Annotated in this window: 16 protein-coding genes and 1 pseudogene; 6 read left to right on the top strand and 11 right to left on the bottom strand. The window is 71.0% G+C overall.

Annotated elements, in window-relative coordinates; genetic code table 11:
- Positions 1-258: 258 nt before the first annotated feature.
- From PVE36_RS13205 to PVE36_RS13195, 3 genes are all read left to right on the top strand, one after another.
- Positions 259-1,584: an acyl-CoA dehydrogenase family protein gene (locus PVE36_RS13205; RefSeq protein ID WP_277452984.1), complete on the top strand. Its 1,326-nt coding sequence runs from the start codon at positions 259-261 to the stop codon at positions 1,582-1,584.
- Between the two features lie 92 nt (positions 1,585-1,676).
- Complete coding sequence (locus tag PVE36_RS13200; RefSeq protein WP_277452983.1) at positions 1,677-2,942, top strand: acyl-CoA dehydrogenase family protein; 1,266 nt, start codon at positions 1,677-1,679, stop codon at positions 2,940-2,942.
- 274 nt (positions 2,943-3,216) lie between these two features.
- The gene (locus tag PVE36_RS13195) at positions 3,217-4,959 is read left to right on the top strand and encodes a S8 family serine peptidase (RefSeq protein ID WP_277452982.1); all 1,743 of its coding nucleotides are present in this window, start codon (positions 3,217-3,219) and stop codon (positions 4,957-4,959) included.
- Positions 4,960-5,112: 153 nt separating this feature from the next.
- On the opposite strand, the gene PVE36_RS13190 is transcribed toward PVE36_RS13195, so the two are convergent.
- The 8 genes from PVE36_RS13190 to PVE36_RS13155 form a co-directional block, all read right to left on the bottom strand.
- On the bottom strand, positions 5,113-5,871 hold the full coding sequence (locus PVE36_RS13190; RefSeq protein ID WP_277452980.1) for a helical backbone metal receptor: 759 nt from the start codon (positions 5,869-5,871) through the stop codon (positions 5,113-5,115).
- Positions 5,872-6,024: 153 nt separating this feature from the next.
- Positions 6,025-6,195 carry a DUF202 domain-containing protein gene (locus PVE36_RS13185; protein WP_277452979.1) on the bottom strand — a complete coding sequence of 57 codons (171 nt, stop codon included), beginning with the start codon at positions 6,193-6,195 and terminating at the stop codon, positions 6,025-6,027.
- 13 nt (positions 6,196-6,208) lie between these two features.
- Entirely contained in the window at positions 6,209-6,577 is a 369-nt protein-coding gene (locus PVE36_RS13180) for a DUF202 domain-containing protein (protein ID WP_277452978.1), read from the bottom strand.
- A gap of 57 nt (positions 6,578-6,634) precedes the next feature.
- The gene (gene icmF, locus PVE36_RS13175) at positions 6,635-9,895 is read right to left on the bottom strand and encodes a fused isobutyryl-CoA mutase/GTPase IcmF (protein ID WP_277452977.1); all 3,261 of its coding nucleotides are present in this window, start codon (positions 9,893-9,895) and stop codon (positions 6,635-6,637) included.
- A gap of 120 nt (positions 9,896-10,015) precedes the next feature.
- Positions 10,016-10,573 (bottom strand): MarR family transcriptional regulator, encoded by a 558-nt coding sequence (locus PVE36_RS13170; RefSeq protein ID WP_277452976.1) that lies wholly within the window; start codon positions 10,571-10,573, stop codon positions 10,016-10,018.
- Positions 10,574-10,644: 71 nt separating this feature from the next.
- Positions 10,645-11,001: a CrcB family protein gene (locus tag PVE36_RS13165; protein WP_277452974.1), complete on the bottom strand. Its 357-nt coding sequence runs from the start codon at positions 10,999-11,001 to the stop codon at positions 10,645-10,647.
- The gene (locus PVE36_RS13160) at positions 10,998-11,426 is read right to left on the bottom strand and encodes a CrcB family protein (RefSeq protein ID WP_277452972.1); all 429 of its coding nucleotides are present in this window, start codon (positions 11,424-11,426) and stop codon (positions 10,998-11,000) included. The genes PVE36_RS13165 and PVE36_RS13160 overlap by 4 nt, the downstream gene beginning before the upstream one ends.
- A 10-nt stretch (positions 11,427-11,436) precedes the next feature.
- Positions 11,437-12,654: a pyridoxal phosphate-dependent aminotransferase gene (locus tag PVE36_RS13155; RefSeq protein WP_277452971.1), complete on the bottom strand. Its 1,218-nt coding sequence runs from the start codon at positions 12,652-12,654 to the stop codon at positions 11,437-11,439.
- A 79-nt stretch (positions 12,655-12,733) separates the two neighbouring features.
- On the opposite strand from PVE36_RS13155, the gene PVE36_RS13150 reads away from it, so the two are divergent.
- Together PVE36_RS13150 and PVE36_RS13145 are read left to right on the top strand one after the other, a co-directional pair.
- Entirely contained in the window at positions 12,734-14,074 is a 1,341-nt protein-coding gene (locus tag PVE36_RS13150) for an MFS transporter (protein WP_277452969.1), read from the top strand.
- Complete coding sequence (locus tag PVE36_RS13145) at positions 14,071-15,486, top strand: aspartate aminotransferase family protein (RefSeq protein WP_277452967.1); 1,416 nt, start codon at positions 14,071-14,073, stop codon at positions 15,484-15,486. The genes PVE36_RS13150 and PVE36_RS13145 overlap by 4 nt, the downstream gene beginning before the upstream one ends.
- A gap of 35 nt (positions 15,487-15,521) precedes the next feature.
- Here the strand turns inward: PVE36_RS13145 and PVE36_RS13140 are convergent, their stop codons facing one another.
- The 3 genes and pseudogenes from PVE36_RS13140 to PVE36_RS13130 form a co-directional block, all read right to left on the bottom strand.
- Positions 15,522-16,385 (bottom strand): thiamine pyrophosphate-dependent enzyme, encoded by an 864-nt coding sequence (locus PVE36_RS13140; protein WP_277452966.1) that lies wholly within the window; start codon positions 16,383-16,385, stop codon positions 15,522-15,524.
- A gap of 14 nt (positions 16,386-16,399) precedes the next feature.
- Positions 16,400-16,498: pseudogene (locus tag PVE36_RS13135) on the bottom strand (hypothetical protein); the annotation flags it as partial.
- Positions 16,465-17,100, bottom strand: a complete 636-nt coding sequence (locus PVE36_RS13130) for a thiamine pyrophosphate-binding protein (RefSeq protein WP_277455847.1) — start codon at positions 17,098-17,100, stop codon at positions 16,465-16,467. The pseudogene PVE36_RS13135 and the gene PVE36_RS13130, both read right to left, overlap by 34 nt.
- Positions 17,101-17,275: 175 nt before the next feature.
- On the opposite strand from PVE36_RS13130, the gene PVE36_RS13125 reads away from it, so the two are divergent.
- Entirely contained in the window at positions 17,276-17,452 is a 177-nt protein-coding gene (locus tag PVE36_RS13125) for a hypothetical protein (protein WP_277452965.1), read from the top strand.
- Positions 17,453-17,584 lie beyond the last annotated feature (132 nt).

The following is a 17,584-nucleotide window of genomic DNA, read 5'->3' as shown; positions in this document are numbered from 1 at the left end:
CCCTCTCACGTGCTCTGGTGTCGGGTGCTCCCTCTCGGGCTCCCGTTGCGGGCAGGCTACCGCCAGTAGAAGGGATCGGGTCGGGTGCGACTGGCCCCGTGTGCGTGAGATCACCCGGGCAATCGGGAATCAATGCCGACGTCGGCTGTGCCGCGGATCACCCGCACTCGTAGTGACTCACCGGTATACGATACTTGCTGTAGCAGGTACTGTCTGTACCGAGCACTTTTGCCTTGCCGTCCACGAAGGGGTAGTCCCATGGCTTCCAGCGACACGATGACCTTGGCCGACAAGGGCCAGCGCATCGGCCTGCGTCTCATCGCCAAGGCCGGGGCCCTGCCCGGCCTGAAGGACAAGGACGTGCGCGCCCGCGTCGAGAAGTACCTGTACAAGGGCGCCGTGACCGGCTTCAAGGCGCAGACCGCGGCCGGTCGCACCTTCGCGAAGAAGAAGGCCTCCGGGGACCCGGCTCGCCCGGCCCCGACCAAGCCCAAGAAGGCCTTCGACCTCACGCCCACCGAGGACCAGCAGATGATCCAGGGGGTGGCGCGTGAGCTCGCCGAGGAGGTCGTGCGTCCCGCGGCGGCCAGGGCCGATGCCGAGCGCACCGTGCCGGCGGAGGTGCGCGCCGCCGCTGCGGACATGGGCCTGCACCTCATCGGTGTCCCGGCCGAGCTCGAGGGCATCGCCGAGGAGCGCTCCGCCGTGACCGGCGCCCTCGTCCTCGAGGAGCTGGCCCGCGGTGACATGGGCATCGCCACCGCGATCATGGCCCGCTCGGCGGTCGCCACGGCGCTCGCGAGCTACGGCAGCGCCGAGCAGCAGGCCACCTACCTGACCGAGTTCACCGGCGAGAACCCGCCGGCCGCCGCCCTGGCGCTCCAGGAGCCGCAGGTGCTCTTCGACCCCTTCGCCCTGCGGACCACGGGTCGGCGTGAGGGTGGTCAGATCGTCCTCGACGGCGTCAAGGCACTCGTGCCGGGCGCCGAGGAGGCAGAGCTGTTCGTCGTGTCCGCCGAGATCGAGGGCGAGTCCCGCCTGGTCATCGTCACCTCCGGCATCGAGGGCCTGCAGGTCGAGGACGACCCCGCCATGGGCGTGCGCGCTGCCGGGACCGCCCGCCTGCACCTCGAGGGTGTGCGCGTGCCCGACAGCGACCTGCTCGGGACGGCCGAGGACCACCGCGACGCCGTGCGCCGCGCCCGTCTCGCCTGGGCCGCCGCCGCCGTCGGTACCTCCCAGGCCGTCCTCGACCAGGTCAGCGAGTACGTCAAGGAGCGCAAGGCCTTCGGCGAGCCGATCGGCTACCGCCAGGCCGTCGCCTTCACCGTCTCCGACATCGCCATCGAGCTCGCCGGGTTGCGCCTGGTCGTGTGGAAGGCCGCCTCCCGCCTCGACCGCGGCGATGACGCAGGCGCCGAGATCGCCCAGGCCCGCAGCCTCGTCGCGCGGCACGCCACGTGGATCGGCTCGAGCGGCGTCCAGTTGCTCGGCGGCCACGGCTTCGTCAAGGAGTTCGACAACGAGCGCTGGTACCGCGACCTGCGGGGCGCCGGAGTCCTCGAGGGCACGCTGCTGGTCTGAGCGGCCCCATCCACTCAACTTCCCGTTGGCTGAGGTGCGAGGCCGTCCACGGCCGAGCCTCGAAGCCACCGACCGACACGAAGGACGCGACAATGATCGATCTCGAGGTTCCGAAGAAGTTCCGCCCGCTCGTCTCCCAGGCCCGCGGCATGGCCGAGGAGGTCTTCCGGCCGATCTCGCGCAAGTACGACCGCGCCGAGCACGAGTACCCCGCCGAGCTCGACCTGGTCTCGGCCGTCATCGACGGCATGGCCGATGGAGGGGCCGGCCAGGGGGCCGGCGCGTCCAACACCACCCGCGCCAAGGACGAGGGCGCCGAGGAGGGTGACGTCGCCGCCGTCGGCTCCGGCCGCAAGAGCGCGAAGGGGGAGAAGGAGAACAAGAACGGCTCCAACCTCTCCTCGGTGCTCTCGATCCTGGAGACCTGCCGCGGGGACGTCGGCCTGACCCTGTCCATCCCGCGCCAGGGCTTGGGCAATGCCGCCATCGCCGCGGTCGCCAATGACGAGCAGAAGGCTCGGTATGCCGGCAAGTGGGCCGCCATGGCGATCACCGAGCCCGAGACGGGGTCCGACTCCGGCGCCATCCGCACCACGGCGACCAAGGACGGCGACCACTACGTCCTCAACGGGGAGAAGATCTACGTCACCTCCGGTGAGCGCGCCGAACTCGTCGTCGTCTGGGCGACCCTCGACCGCAGCCTCGGCAAGCAGGCGATCAAGTCCTTCGTCGTGCGTCGCGACAACCCCGGCCTGCAGCTGGTGCGCCTGGAGCACAAGCTCGGCATCCGCGCCTCCGACACCGCGGCCTTCGTCCTCGAGGACTGCCGCGTCCCTGCCGAGGACCTCCTCGGCGACCCGGAGGTGCGGATCGAGGGTGGTTTCGGTGGTGCGATGCAGACCTTCGACAACACCCGTCCGCTCGTCGCGGCGATGGCCCTGGGGCTGGCCCGCGCCTCGCTGGACAGGACGACGGAGCTGCTGGCCGAGGCCGGCGTCGTCGTCGACCAGGACCGGCCGGCCAACGTCCAGTCCGCGGCCGCGGCCAAGCTCATCGAGATGGAGGCGGACTACCAGAGCGCCTACCTGCTCACCCTGCGCGCCGCGTGGATGGCCGACAACGGCAGGCCGAACTCGATGGAGGCCTCGATGGCCAAGGCGAAGGCGGGACGCACCTGCGTCGACGTCTCCCTCGCCTGTGTCGAGCTCGCCGGCGCCACCGGCTACGCCGAGACCGAGCTGCTCGAGAAGTGGGCCCGCGACTCCAAGATCCTCGACATCTTCGAGGGCACGCAGCAGATCCAGCTGCTCGTCGTCGCCCGCCGCATCCTGAACTACTCCAGCAAGGAGCTGAAGTAGGCCGGACCGGCTGACCGCCACGCCCCCTTCGTCACCGCACGAAGGGGGCGTGGTGCGTCGTCGTGCAGGCCGGTGCCCGGGGTGTCGCAACTCGCCGCGACGGTGGCTAGCCGCAGAATCAGCCGGTCGCACCCGCGAGCACCGCACATCCTGCGGATCGGCTCTGCGACACCACAAGAAGTCCTGACCCGCTCTTGCCTCCAGATGCGTGAGCCACCCCATAAGGTGCTCACGGGCGGCGCAACAGCCGTCAATCACCATCGGGAGGAATTGCATGCGACACCAGCGCATGGTCTCGGTCCTGGGCGCGCTCGCGCTCGGTGTGACCGGGCTGACCGCGACAACCAGCGCCACCGCGGCACCGACACAGACGTCAACCGACTCCGCCAGCGGGAAGCAGTCCAGTTACGTCGTCCTCGCCGAGCGCGGTGGTGACGCCGCGGCGCTCGCCGAGCGCCTCGAGGCGCAGGGCGCGAAGGTCGTCTCGATCAACGAGCAGGTCGGCATGGTCATCGTGACCTCGCGCTCGGCGGACTTCGCCGAGCAGGCGCGATCGATGAAGGGCGTCTTCGGCGCCGCGACCGAGGGCGTCGTCGGGCGTTCCCCGGAGAAGCCGAAGAAGGACAAGGACGAGGTCGAGCGCCCGCGGCTGAAGGGCAAGCCGGCCACGACCCCGCCGGTCGCCACCGGCCCCAAGGGCAAGAGCAAGAACCGCGCCGCCGACCCCCTGGACTCGAAGCTGTGGGGCATGGACATGATCAACGCGGGCGCCGCACACAAGGTCGAGTCCGGTGACAAGCGCGTGACGGTCGGGATCATGGACACCGGTGTCGACGCGAGCCACCCGGACATCGCGCCGAACTTCAACCACAAGCTCTCGCGCAACTTCACCACCGACATCCCGGCCATCGACGGGGCGTGCGAGGTCGAGTCCTGCGTCGATCCGGCCGACGTCGACCAGGGCGGCCACGGCACTCACGTCGCCGGCAGCGTCGCCGCGGCCAAGAACGGCCTCGGCGTCTCCGGTGTCGCTCCCGATGTGTCCCTCGTCAACGTGCGGGCCGGTCAGGACGCGGGCTACTTCTTCGTCGGCCCGACGGTGAACGCGCTGACCTACTCCGCCGACGCGGGCATCGACGTGGTCAACATGAGCTTCTACGTCGACCCGTGGGCCTTCTACTGCGAGGGCGGTGCCCCCGAGGACACCGCGGACGAGGCGGCCCAGCAGGACATGATCATCGAGTCGATGTCCCGTGCGCTGCGCTACGCGCACTCCAAGGACGTCACCCTCGTCGGTGCGCTCGGCAACGCGGCGACCGACCTGGCCAACCCGGGTACGGACACCTCGAGCCCGAACTACCCGGACGGCAACGCGCACGAGCGCACCCTCGACAACGCGAGCTGCATGGACCTCCCGGTCGAGGGGGAGCACGTCATCGGTGTCTCGTCGGTCGGGCCGAGCGAGCGCAAGGCGTACTACTCCAACTACACGACGGACGTGACCTCGGGCGAGATCGAGGTCAGCGCCCCCGGTGGTGACGCGTATGACTACCCGAACGCCGACCTGCCGAACCCGGAGAGCATGGTGCTCTCCTCGGTCCCGGAGGAGGTCGTCAAGGCCGAGGGCTCGGTCGACGAGGACGGCAACATCACCGAGTACGGCGAGGGCTGGGTCCTCAAGGACTGCGCCTTCATCAAGGGCCAGGAGGAGTGCGGGTACTACGAGTACTACCAGGGCACCTCGATGGCCTCGCCGCACGCGGCCGGTGTCTCCGCGCTGATCGTCTCCGCGTACGGCAAGAACAACGGCCACACCGGATTCGGTCTCGACGCCGCCACGACCAAGGAGATCCTCATGGACTCCGCGCGTGACAAGGCCTGCCCGGAGCCGCGTCTGTACGACTACCCGGCGCCGATCCCCTCGGGGTACAACGCCGAGTGCGTCGGTGACGAGGACTTCAACGGCTTCTACGGCGACGGCATCATTGACGCCGAGGCCGCCGTCAGCGGTCGCTGAGGTACCAGTACACAGCGCGAAGGCGTCGCCCTGAGGTGCGACGAAGGAGCCTCGAAGGGGGGGCGGTCACCGCACGGTGACCGGCCCCCTTCGCCGTCCTCTGGGTGGAGGTGCGGAAGCCGTCCGCGGCTGACGCCTCGAAACCACGGGCCGCTACTCCACTGCCAGCGCCTCGTACGCCTCGACCATCGCCGGGCCGTACCAGGTGAGCAGCCGCCCACTGACGAGCCGGGTCGGCGCCTGCGCGAAGGCCTCCGGCCCGTCCTGCGCCGTGAAGTCGTACGGCTCGTCCGGCAGGAGGACGAGATCGATGCCGGAGCGATCGATCTGCTCGATCCCGACGTGCGGGTACCGCTTGTCCGGGTCGGCGTCCGCGCCGGCGAAGGCGTTGCTCCAGCCGAGCCGGGACAGCAGGTCGGTGGTGTACGTCCGCGGCCCGACGACCATCCACGGGTCCCGCCAGATCGGCACGGCGACCAGCCCGCGGGGTGCGGGCGCCGGCCCTCCCCACAGCTCGTCGGCGCGATCGAGCCAGTCGGGGACGGGCTGCTGCAAGGCCTCGACGAAGAGGCGACGCATCGCCGTCAGGGCCGAGGGGACGTCCTCGATGTCGGTCACCCAGACCGGGATCCCGCGCTCGCGCATCCGCCGGACGTCGAGCTCGCGGTTCTCCTCCTTGTTGGCCACGACGAGGTCCGGGGACAGGTCGGCGATCGCCCGGAGGTTCGGGTTCTTCGTGCCGCGCACCCGGGCGACGTCGAGGTCCGCCGGATGGGTGCACCAGTCGGTGGCGCCGACGAGCACCTCCGGGCAGGAGGCGGCGAGCGCCTCGGTGAGGCTCGGGACGAGGGAGACGACCCGCTGCGGGGGGCGTGCGGGCTCGAGGGTGGTTCCGAGGTCGTCGGTGGGCATCTCAACCTCCGAGGGTCAGGGCGAGCAGTTCGGTCAGGGCGAGGGCGACGACGGCCATGCTGAGGGCGAAGGGGGCGCGACCGTCCCGGCGGCGGGCGCGCAGCCCGAGGTCGGGGTCGTACCGGCGCCGCCCGAGGACGAAGGCGGCGGCGGTCAGGCCGAGCGTCCCCAGCAGGAGGGGAGTGCGACGACCCCGAGGGTGTCGGCGGAGTGGCGGGCGATGATCGCCGCCCCGGCGGCGCTCGCCAGTGCGGTGCGCTGCCAGGACAGGGCGGTGCGCTCGGGCTGGGCGCCGCGGGGGGAGGCGGTGGCGAACTCGCTCATGGCTCCCGCCGGCTCAGGCCCGGACGACGACGACTGCGATGACGGCGGCGGCCACCAGCACCACGCCGGTGAGCGCGACGGCCAGTCCGCCCATCGACGGCAGCGGGGCGTCGTGGCGCAGGGCGCGCTCGGTCGAGGCCCACCGGAGGAAGGCCGCCGCAGGGCTGATCACCCCGAGAGCGAGCAGGAGCGCCGCGAGGCCGCGGGCGATGTCCTCGGGAACCCCGAGCTCGAGCACGCTGACGGCCACCCCGGCAGCGATGAGCGCCAGGGTCGTGCGCAGCCACGCGAGGAAGGTGCGCTCGTTGGCCAGCGAGAAGCGGTAGTCGGGCTCCTCACCCTCGCCGTAGACCGCCGCGGGCCAGCGCTTGGGGGTACTCACGGTCCCCACGCTACCCACGGCGCGGGCCACGGCCACCCGTGACCCGACCGCCGGGGGTCACACGTTGCGCCGGTACTGCCCACCCACCTCGAAGAAGGCCTCGGTCACCTGCTGGAGGCTGCAGACCCGAGCGGCGTCCATGAGGACGGCGAAGACGTTCGCGTCGCTCGTGGCCGCCTCCTTCAGGCGCTCGATCGCCTCGGCGGCCTCGTCGCGGTGGGTCTGCTGGAAGGAGTGCACGCGCTCCAGCTGCGAGACCTTCTCCTTCTCGGTGGCGCGGGCGAGCTCGATGTCCTCCGGCTCCCCCTTCTCGCCGTCCTCGCGGAGGAAGGTGTTGACGCCGACGATCGGGACCGAGCCGTCGTGCTTGCCGTGCTCGTAGACGAGGGACTCGTCCTGGATGCGGCCGCGCTGGTAGCCCGTCTCCATGGCCCCGAGGACGCCGCCCCGGTCGCTGATCCGGTCGAATTCCAGGAGCACGGCCTCCTCGACCAGCTCGGTCAGCTCGTCGATGATGTAGCTGCCCTGCAGCGGGTTCTCGTTGTAGGACAGGCCCCACTCGCGGCTGATGATCAGCTGGATGGCCAGGGCTCGGCGCACCGACTCCGTCGACGGGGTCGTCACGGCCTCGTCGTAGGCATTGGTGTGCAGGCTGTTGGCGTTGTCGTAGAGCGCGTTGAGGGCCTGCAGCGTCGTGCGGATGTCGTTGAAGTCCATCTCCTGGGCGTGCAGCGAGCGGCCCGAGGTCTGGATGTGGTACTTCAGCTTCTGGCTGCGCTCGTTGGCGCCGTACTTCTCCTTCATCGCCACCGCCCAGATGCGGCGGGCGACCCGACCGAGGACCGAGTACTCCGGGTCCATGCCGGAGGAGAAGAAGAAGGACAGGTTCGGCGCGAAGTCGTTGATGTCCATCCCGCGCGCGAGGTAGGCCTCGACGTAGGTGAAGCCGTTGGCGAGGGTGAACGCGAGCTGGCTGATGGGGTTCGCCCCGGCCTCGGCGATGTGGTAGCCGGAGATGCTCACCGAGTAGAAGTTGCGCACCCCCTGCTCGATGAACCACTCCTGGATGTCGGCCATCATCCGCAGCGAGAACTCCGTGGAGAACAGGCAGGTGTTCTGCCCCTGGTCCTCCTTGAGGATGTCCGCCTGGACGGTGCCGCGGACCGTCTGCAGCGCGTGGGTGCGCAGCTCCTCGGCCTCGGCGGCCGACGGCTCGCGGCCCTCGCGCTCACGGAAGAGGTCGACCTGCTGGTCCATCGCCGTGTTGAGGAAGAAGGCGAGGACCGTCGGGGCGGGTCCGTTGATCGTCATGGACACGCTCGTCGTCGGCGAGACGAGGTCGAAGCCGGAGTAGAGCGCCTTCATGTCGTCGAGGGTGGCGACGGAGACGCCGGACGTGCCGACCTTGCCGTAGATGTCGGGCCGCTCGCCCGGGTCGCGCCCGTAGAGGGTGACCGAGTCGAAGGCGGTGGACAGGCGGGTCGCCGGCTGCCCCTGGGAGAGCATCTTGAAGCGGCGGTTGGTGCGGAAGGGGTCGCCCTCGCCGGCGAACATGCGCGCCGGGTCCTCGTTGTCCCGCTTGAAGGGGAAGACGCCGGCGGTGAAGGGGAACTTCCCGGGCAGGTTCTCCGAGCGCCAGTACGCGACGAGCTCACCGTGGTCGGTGGTCTTCGGCAGGGCGACACGGGAGATCTTGTTGCCGGAGAGCGACTCCTTGGTCAGCTTGGTGTGCAGCTCCTTGCCGCGGATGGTCACGACCTGTTCGTCACCGGAGTACGACTCGACGACGGCGTGCCAGTTCTCGATCTGCTCGGTGATCTCCGTCGGCATCTGCGCGCGGGCCTCGTCGAGCAGCTCGTCGACACCGTGCCCGTCCTTGCCTGCCGCGGTCAGCTCGTCGTCGACGAGGGCGAGGCGCTGCACGCGGCGGGCGTTCTCGGCGAGCTGCTTGGTCTGCTCGTGGTAGCCGCGGACGGTCTCGGTGATCTCTGCGAGGTAACGCACACGGGTGGCCGGGACGACCTGCCCGAACTTGGTGGAGTACTTGGTGTCGACGCGCTGGAGCTGCCCCTCGTCGACGCTCAGGCCCCTCTCGGCGAGGAGGTCGCGCAGGTGGTGGTAGAGGGCGGTGACGCCGTCGTCGTTGAAGGTCGCGGCGGAGGTGCCGTAGACCGGCATCTCCTCGGGCTTGACGCCGAAGGCCTCACGGTTGCGCACCAGCTGACGGGCGACGTCGCGCAGGGCGTCCGCGGCGCCGCGGCGCTCGAACTTGTTGATCGCCACGACCTCGGCGAAGTCGAGCATGTCGATCTTCTCCAGCTGGCTGGCCGCGCCGAACTCCGGCGTCATGACGTACATCGGCACGTCGACGTAGGGGATGATCGCGGCGTCGCCCTGGCCGATGCCCGGGGTCTCGACGATGACGAGGTCGTAGCCGGCGGCCTTGGTGATGTCGATGACGGTCTGCAGCGCGTCGGGGAGTTCCCGCTCGCCGCGGGTGGCAAGCGATCGGAAGAACACCGGAGAGGACCCTGCGCTGCTCTCGCCGAGGGAGTTCATCCGGATCCGGTCGCCGAGCAGCGCGCCGCCGCCCTTGCGGCGGGTCGGGTCGACGGCGATGACCGCGACCCGCAGCTTGTCCTCCTGGTCCACGCGGAAGCGGCGCACGAGCTCGTCGGTCAGCGAGGACTTGCCGGAGCCGCCGGTGCCGGTGAGGCCGAGGACGGGAGCCGTGGACTTCTCCGCGGCCTTGGTGATGCCGCCGATGAAGGAGTCGTCGAGCTCGCCGAGCTCGGCGCCGGAGATCGCCCGGGAGACGGCGGCACGCTCGCCGGCGAGGACCTGGTCGAGGGTGGTCGGACCGAGCTGCCACACATTGGTGTCGCAGTCGGCGATGAGGGTGTTGATCATGCCCGGCAGGCCGAGGCGCTGGCCGTCCTCGGGGGAGAAGATCGTCACGCCGGCATCGCGCAGACGCTGGATCTCCTCGGGGACGATGACGCCGCCGCCTCCACCGAAGACCTTGACGTGGCCGGCGCCCTGCTCACGCAGCAGCTGGGTGAGGTACTCGAAGTACTCCACGTGACCGCCCTGGTAGGACGAGACGGCGACCCCCTGCACGTCCTCGTCGACCGCTGCGTCGACGACCTCCTGCACGGAGCGGTTGTGCCCGAGGTGGACCACCTCTGCACCCTGGCTCTGCATGATCCGCCGCATGATGTTGATCGACGCGTCGTGGCCGTCGAAGAGAGCAGATGCGGTCACGAAGCGGACCGGGTGGGTCGGGGAGTGCAGCTCGGGCTTGGCGGGTGCAGACATGGAGGAACCTCGTCATCGAGTTAGTCGGTACTCACCGATACTAGGACATCCAAGTAATTGCTGGCCAGCCCGGTTGGTCGGGACGGCCCCGAAAGCGCACGGCCCTTGGTCGTTCGTTCCTCACTCCCCGAGTCGGGTCGCGCCCTCTCGGGCCCGACCCTCCACCGAGGTCCGGGGTGGGGCGCTCACCGTGTCCCCGTGGGCGGAGCGAAGGGAGGTGAGCAGCTCGGTCGCGGCGCCCACCTGGGCCGGGTCGAGGCCGGGGGAGGTGAAGACCGTGTCGTTGAGGTCGGCCGTGGCCGCCTCGACGATCTCGACCCCCTTCGTCGTGAGGGAGGCGAGGATGACCCGCCGGTCACGCTGGAGACGGAGCCGCTCGACGAGGCCCTGCTTCTCCAGGCGGTCGACGGCGCTGGTCACGCTCGTCGCATGGACCTGCAGGAGCGACCCGAGCCGGCTCATCGCCATGGACCGGCGGCGGCTGAAGGCGAGCAGGCGCAGGATCTCGTAGCGCGCGAAGGTCAGCCCGTACGGCCGCAGCACGTCCTCGACCCGCTCGACGAGCAGCTGCTGCGCCCGCGTGATCGAGGTGACCAGGGCCATGCCGTCCGCGGCGTCCGTCCAGCCGTGCGACACCCACTGCTGGTGCGCCTCGGCGATCGGGTCCCGGTCCGTCATGAGTCGATCCTAGGACGTCCATCCACTTCGGGCGCACCCTGGCTGTCGGAAGTGCTCGGGCAGTCGCCGGGTCAGGTGGTGAGCCACCAGCCGAGCGAGACCAGCACCAGCCCGAGCACGAGGCTGAGCACGAGGTCGGTCAGCGCCTGCCGAAGTCGTCTCTCCTGCAGGGCCGCCGCCACCTCCACCGCGTGACTGGCGAAGGTCGTGAAGCCACCGCAGAAGCCGACCCCGAGCAGAGGGAGGAGCCAGTCGGGGCCACCGGAGGTCACGATCCCGGCCACGAGGCCGAGCAGGAGCGACCCGGGCAGGTTGACGAGCATCGTCGCTCCCGCGACGGTGGCACCCCTGCTCCGCCCGCGCGTGGTCACCTCGTGCCGGGCCAGGGCACCCAGCGCGCCACCGATGACGACGAGCAGCCAGGTCACAGCTCCTCCTCCTCGACCATGCGGTCGGCCCTCTCTGGGGACACCCCGAACCACCGCTCGCCGGCGAGCAGGCCGCCCAGGCTGGCGCCCACGCCGAGGAGCAGAGTGGCGAGGACGTAGCCGACGGCCCGGCCGAGACCGTCCCCACCGATGATCGCGTGCGCATCCAGCACGAAGGTCGAGTACGTCGTCCACCCACCGAGCAGGCCGACGGCGGCGAAGGGCCGTACCAGCGAATGCCTGACCCGGGCCGCCAGCCAGGCCACGAGCAGGCCCATCGCGAGGGCACCGGTGACGTTGACGGTGAGCGTCGCCCACCCCCACCCGGGTCCGGCCTCGGGCAGCGAGCCGTCGACCAGCCACCGACCGAGCGTGCCGACGGCGCCGCCGGCCGCGACGGCCAGGCGGGTCCCCCCTTCCGTCATGAGAATGTGCTCACGACCGCTTGGTCTCGAGGAAGTCCGCGATGCGCCCGATGGCCTCGGTGAGGACGTCCTCGTCCGGCAGGGTGACGAGGCGGAAGTGGTCCGGCTCGGTCCAGTTGAAGCCGGTTCCGTGGGTGACGAGGATCTTCTTCGCCCGCAGCAGCTCGATGACGAAGGCCTGGTCGTCCTCGATCGGGTACACCTCCGGGTCCAGCCGGGGGAAGCAGTAGAGCGCCCCCCGTGGTTCGACGCACGAGACGCCCGGGATCTCGTTGAGCAACCGTGAGGCGAGCTTGATCTGGTCGTGGTAGCGCCCACCCGGCACGATGAGCTCGTCGATCGACTGGTACCCGCCGAGCGCGGTCTGGATCGTGTGCTGGGCAGGGACGTTGGAGCACATCCGCATGTTGGCCAGCAGGGTCAGGCCCTCGAGGTAGTCCTCGGCGAGGTGCTTGGGGCCGGAGATCATCACCCAGCCGGCGCGGTAGCCGCACACGCGGTAGGCCTTGGACAGCCCGGAGAAGGTGAGGCACAGGACGTCGTCGCCGGCGTACTCCGCGGCGTGGTGGTGGACGGCGTCGTCGAAGACGATCTTCTCGTAGATCTCGTCCGCCATGACCACGAGATCGTGCCGCCGGGCGATGTCGACGAGACCGCGCACGGTCTCCGGCGAGTAGACCGCGCCGGTCGGGTTGTTCGGGTTGATGATCACGATCGCGTGGGTGTTCTCGGTGATCTTCGACTCGATGTCCGCGAGGTCGGGGTTCCACCCGTTGTCCTCGTCGCAGCGGTAGTGCACCGGCGTGCCGCCGGCGAGCGAGACCGCCCCGGTCCACAGCGGGTAGTCGGGCGCCGGGATGAGGATCTCGTTGCCGTCGTCCACGAAGGCCTGCAGCACCATCGAGATCAGCTCGGAGACGCCGTTGCCGATGAAGACGTCCTCGACCTTCGTCTCCTTCAGTCCGTGCGACTGGTAGTACTGCGCCACCGCGGTCCGCGCCGAGTAGATGCCCTTGCTGTCGACGTACCCCTGCGAGCCGCGCAGGTGGCGGGTCATGTCGGCGACGATCGCCTCGGGTGCCTCGAAGCCGAAGGGCGCGGTGTTGCCGATGTTGAGCTTGAGGATCTTGTGGCCCTCTGCCTCGAGACGCTGGGCCTCGACGAGGATGGGGCCGCGCACGTCGTAACGCACGTCCTTCAGCTTGCGGCTCTGGCGGATCTGGCGCATGGGCGTGATCATCTCACCCCGGTCGTACGGGCCGCGTCGGCCCGACGACATGTGGCTGACTCGTGAGTAGCATCGCGCCATGGAGCCATCACCGGCGGTGCTGCCGGCGCGGGTGCGGCGCGGTTACGGCCTGGGGTCGGTGGTCACGGGCGCCTTCCCCACCGTGCCCGGGCTCCTGCTCCTGCCGTACCTGACCGATCGGCTGGGGATCGCCGCGGGGCTGGCCGGCCTGATCGTGCTGCTGCCCAAGGCCTGGGACGTCCTGCTCAACCCGGTCGCGGGACGCATCTCCGACCGCAGCACCCACCCGGAAGGACGGCGTCGTCCGTTCCTGCTGCGGGGCGGGATCGCCCTCGCGTTCTTCTTCGCGCTCCTCTTCGCCGGGCCGACCGCGCCGCCCGCACTCGCCGGCGCCTGGGTGGTCGTGGTCTTCCTCGCCTGCGCCAGTGCCTACGCCTTCTTCCAGGTCCCGTACGTGGCGATGCCCTCCGAGCTGACGCGGGACTACGGCGAACGGACCCGCCTGATGACCTGGCGGGTGGTCGTGCTGGCCCTGGCGATCCTCGTCTCCGGTGGTCTGTCCCCGGCCCTGCGGGACGCGCTGGGCCCGCCGTGGGGCTATCGCGCGGTCGGGATCTTCGTCGGTCTGCTCATCCTCGGCGGGGCCGTGGGCGCGTGGTGGGCGACGAAGGGGGTCGCGCCCGTCCTCCACGTCACCGCCAGCGGGTCACTGCGTGACCAGTTGCGCGTCGTCGCGCGGGCCCGGGACTTCCGCGCGCTGCTGCTGACGTACTCCGTCCAGGCGCTCGCGACCGGCGTCATGCTCGCGGGCGTCGACTACACCGCGCGCTGGGTCCTCGGGAGCCCGGGGGCCTCCACCTATCTCTTCGTCGCCTTCGTCGCACCGGCGCTCGTCGTCACCCCGCTGTGGGAACGGATGGGCACCCGCGCCGGCAAGCGGCCGGGCTTCGTCGCCGCCACGGTGTGCTTCGGCGTGGGTGCCCTGCTGGTGTGGGTCCTGCGTGACCACGGGATCGTCGCGATCGCGGGGGCGATCGCGCTCGTCGGCGTCGGCTACGCGGGCGCGCAGATGTTCCCGCTGGCGATGCTCCCCGACGCCGCGGCCGTCGACGCCGACCGCACGGGGGAGAACCGCGTCGGGGTCTACACCGGGGTGTGGACCGCGGTCGAGACCCTCGGTCTCGCCTTCGGCCCGGGGGTCTACGCCCTCGTGCTCATGGCCGGTGGCTACGTCTCCTCGACGGGAGGCGCCGTCGACCAGCCCGACTCGGCCGTGACCGCGATCGTCCTCGGTTTCAGCGTGCTGCCGGCGCTGCTCTTCTTCGCCTCCCTGCTCCTCCTGCGCCACTACCGGATCGACGAGGCGGCCGTGGTGGCCGCCGGGAAGGACCTGTCATGAGTCGTGACGCGAGGCCCCTGGACTGGAGCCGCCCGGCGGGGGCCGACGAGGTACGGGCTGCGCTCGCGGACCTGCGGGCGGGGGACCTGCCCACCCACGGCGGCCGGACGCTCAGTTACGTCTACGACTCGGGGATCGCCACGGCCGACGAGATCGGGCGCGAGGCGCTCACCTCCTTCGCGGCGACGAACGGCCTCGACCCGACGGCCTTCCCTTCGCTGGCGGCCATGGAGTCAGATCTCGTGGCGGTCACCCGCGACCTGCTGGACGGTCCGGAGTCCGCGGTGGGTGTCGCCACCTCCGGCGGGACCGAGTCGCTCGTCCTCGCCGTGCTCGCGGCGCGGGAGGGCAACCCGCACATCGCGCGCCCGCAGGTGGTCGCCCCCGAGACGGTGCACGCGGCCGTGCACAAGGCCGGTCATCTCCTGGGGGTCGAGGTGGTCATCGTGCCGGTGGACCCGCGGACCTTCCGTCCCGACCCCGACGACCTGGCCGCGGCCGTCACCGACTCGACGGTGCTGCTCGTGGCATCCGCGCCGTCGTACGCGCACGGCGTCGTCGACCCGGTCGTGGAGATCGCGGCCGTCGCTGCCGAGCGGGGCATCCGCTGCCACGTCGACGCCTGCATCGGGGGCTGGGTGCTGCCCTTCCTCGGGGACGTGCCGCCGTGGACCTTCGCCGTCGACGGGGTCACGAGCATCTCGGTCGACCTGCACAAGTACGCCTACACGCCGAAGGGCATCTCCCTCCTCCTGCACCGTAGCCCCGCGCTCCGCCGCGGCCACTTCTACGCCTGCGCGGACTGGCCGGGATACACCGTGCTCAACACGACCCTGCAGTCGACGAAGTCCGGCGGGCCCCTCGCCGCCGCCTGGGCGGTGGTGCACGCCATCGGCCGCGACGGCTACCGCGACCTCGCCACCCGCGCGCGGACCGCGACCCTCGAGGTGGCCGCAGCCGTCGACGGCATCGACGGGCTGCGCGTCGTCGTCGCACCCGACTCCACTCTGCTCGCGCTCGCGACCGACGAGCGGTGCGACGTCTTCACCATCGTCGACGAGATGGCCTCGCGTGGCTGGCTGGTGCAGCCGCAGATGTCCTTTGCCGGGCACCCGCCGACCCTGCACCTCTCCCTGTGCGCGGCGACCGCGGACCGCGTGCCGGAGCTGGTCCCGGCACTGACGCAGGCCACGGCGGAGGCGGTGCGAAGGGGCCGGTCCGGGTCGACCCGCAGCTCGCCTCGGCAGCCGCGGCCCTCGACCCCGCCGGACTCGACGACGCCGCCCTCGACGGGCTCCTCGCCATCGCCGGGCTGGCCGGCGACGGCGGTGCCGTGCAGGTCCCGGAACGCATGGCCGAGGTCAACGCCCTGCTGGACATTGCCCCACCGCCCCTGCGCGAGGCGCTGCTGACCGCCGTCCTCGACCGCCTCACCCGCTGAGCCTGGTCAGATGCCGGTCGTGGTGCGCGGGTAGGGGATCTGCGCGTCGGTGACGACGTTGACCAGGTAGGGCACGCCGGAGGCGAAGGCGCGGTCGAGTGCCGGGCCGATCTCCCTCGGGTCGGTGACCATCTCGCCGCCGCCGCCGAGCGCGGTGACCACCTGGTCGTAGCGCGTCCGAGGTGCGAGGTCGGTCGCGACGTCGTAGCCGTAGAGCATCTGCATCGGCTGCTTCTCCAGCCCCCAGGCGCTGTTGTTGCCCATGACCATCACGACCGGCAGGTCGTGGCGCACGAGTGTGTCGACGTCCATGAGCGACATCCCGGCCGCGCCGTCACCGAGGAGCAGCACCACCTGCGACGAAGGGCGGGCCACCCGGGCCGCCATCGCCGCACCGAGGCCGGCGCCGAGGCAGCCGAAGGGGCCGGGGTCGAGCCAGCCGCCGGGGCGGGTCGGCTCGATGAACCGCCCGGCCCAGGAGACGAAGTCGCCGCCGTCGCCGATGACGACGGCGTCCTCGGCCAGCCGGGGGAGCAGCTCGCCGTAGATGCGCGCGGGGTGCATGGGAGAGACGTCGCTGGTGAGCAGCTCGCGGTCGGCCGTCGCGCGTCCGCGGGCCTCCTCGGCCAGCCGCCCGGCCCACTCCGACCAGTCACGGTGGCCCTGCTCCTCCATCCGGGCCTGGAGCGCGTCGAAGAAGGTCGTGAGGTCGCCGCAGGCGCTCGCGGCGAGTTCGGCGTGGCCGCTGATCTGGGCGGCGGAGTCGCCGACGTGCACCACGGCCGCGTCGGGGGTGCCCGCGGCGCCGCCGAAGGAGCCATAGCCGAGGCGGAAGTCGAGGGCGTGCCGACGACGATCGCCACGTCGCACTGGCCGCACGCGGTGCGGCGGGCCCCACCCACGAGCAGCTCGTCACCACCGGGGACGATGCCGCGGGCCATGCCGTTGGTCAGGGTCGGCAGGCCGAGGTCGTGGACGAATCTGCCCGCGGCCCGGTCGGCGCCGTCGCTCCAGACGTCGGAGCCGAGGACCAGGAGGGGCGCTCCGCGGTGGCCAGCAAATCCGCGATGGGGGCGACGTCCTCGTCGTCAGGGGCGGCCGGGGCGGCCGAGGAGGTCGTGATCGGCAGCGCCTCGGTCTCGTTGAACAGCTCGTCCATCGGGACGTCGAGGAAGACCGGTCCGCGGTGCGGGGCGGCCGCGAGCCGGAGGGCCTCGTCGACGGCAGGGCCGATCTTCTCCACCGACTGGACCGTCGCTGCCTGCTTCGTCACGGGTGAGAGCAGCGGGGGGTGGTCGAACTCCTGCAGCGCGCCGCGTCCCCAGGAGAAGCTCGCGGCGCGACCGCCGAGGACGACGAGGGGTGAGCCGGAGAAGTGGGCCTGCGTGATCGCGCTGACGCCGTTGGTCACGCCCGGCCCCGCCGTGAGTGCCGCGAGCCCCGGGGTGCGCGTGAGCTTGCCGATGGCCTCGGCCGCGAAGACGGCCGTCTGCTCGTGGCGCACGTCGACCAGCCGCAGCGGTGGCTCCGCGGTGACCGCACCGTCGTGGAGGGGGAAGATGTGCGCCCCCGAGAGGGTGAACATCGTCTCCACGCCATGGGCGGCCGCCGCCGCGACCGCCCGCGCCCCGCCGCTGACTTCCTCGTGGTCCATGGCCAAAGGTTACCCGTGAGTAGGGCACTGCGACACCCCTTCGCGGCCCTAGTCTGAACGGGCGTGCCGTCGCGATCCCGGGCGCGCCCCCTTCGCCTCGGAGGTCATGATGGTCCGGTTGCTCCTGCTGGTCCCGCTGGTCCTGCTGCTGTCCGCGGCCGACGGCCGCGAGCCCGAGGAGCACACCGTCTGGGAGGACGAGGAGGAGGTCCGCGAGGCGGTGCTCGACGCCGCCGAGGCGGAGGAGGACCCCGACTCGCAGGTCGCCCCGAGCGAGGAGTGAGCGACCCCGGCACGGGTGCTGCCCGTGCCACGCAGTGAGACGAAAGGCCGTCTCACGCAGTGGGCCTGTGATCATCATCCCCATCACAAAGACGTGGGATCTCGCGCGCGCTGTCGTAAGTTGCGCAGCGAC

It is taken from the genome of Janibacter sp. DB-40 (assembly GCF_029510815.1).
Taxonomy (GTDB): Bacteria; Actinomycetota; Actinomycetes; order Actinomycetales; family Dermatophilaceae; genus Janibacter.
The sequence above is the reverse complement of the archived record's forward strand: the minus strand, read 5'-3'. Positions and strand labels throughout refer to the sequence as shown.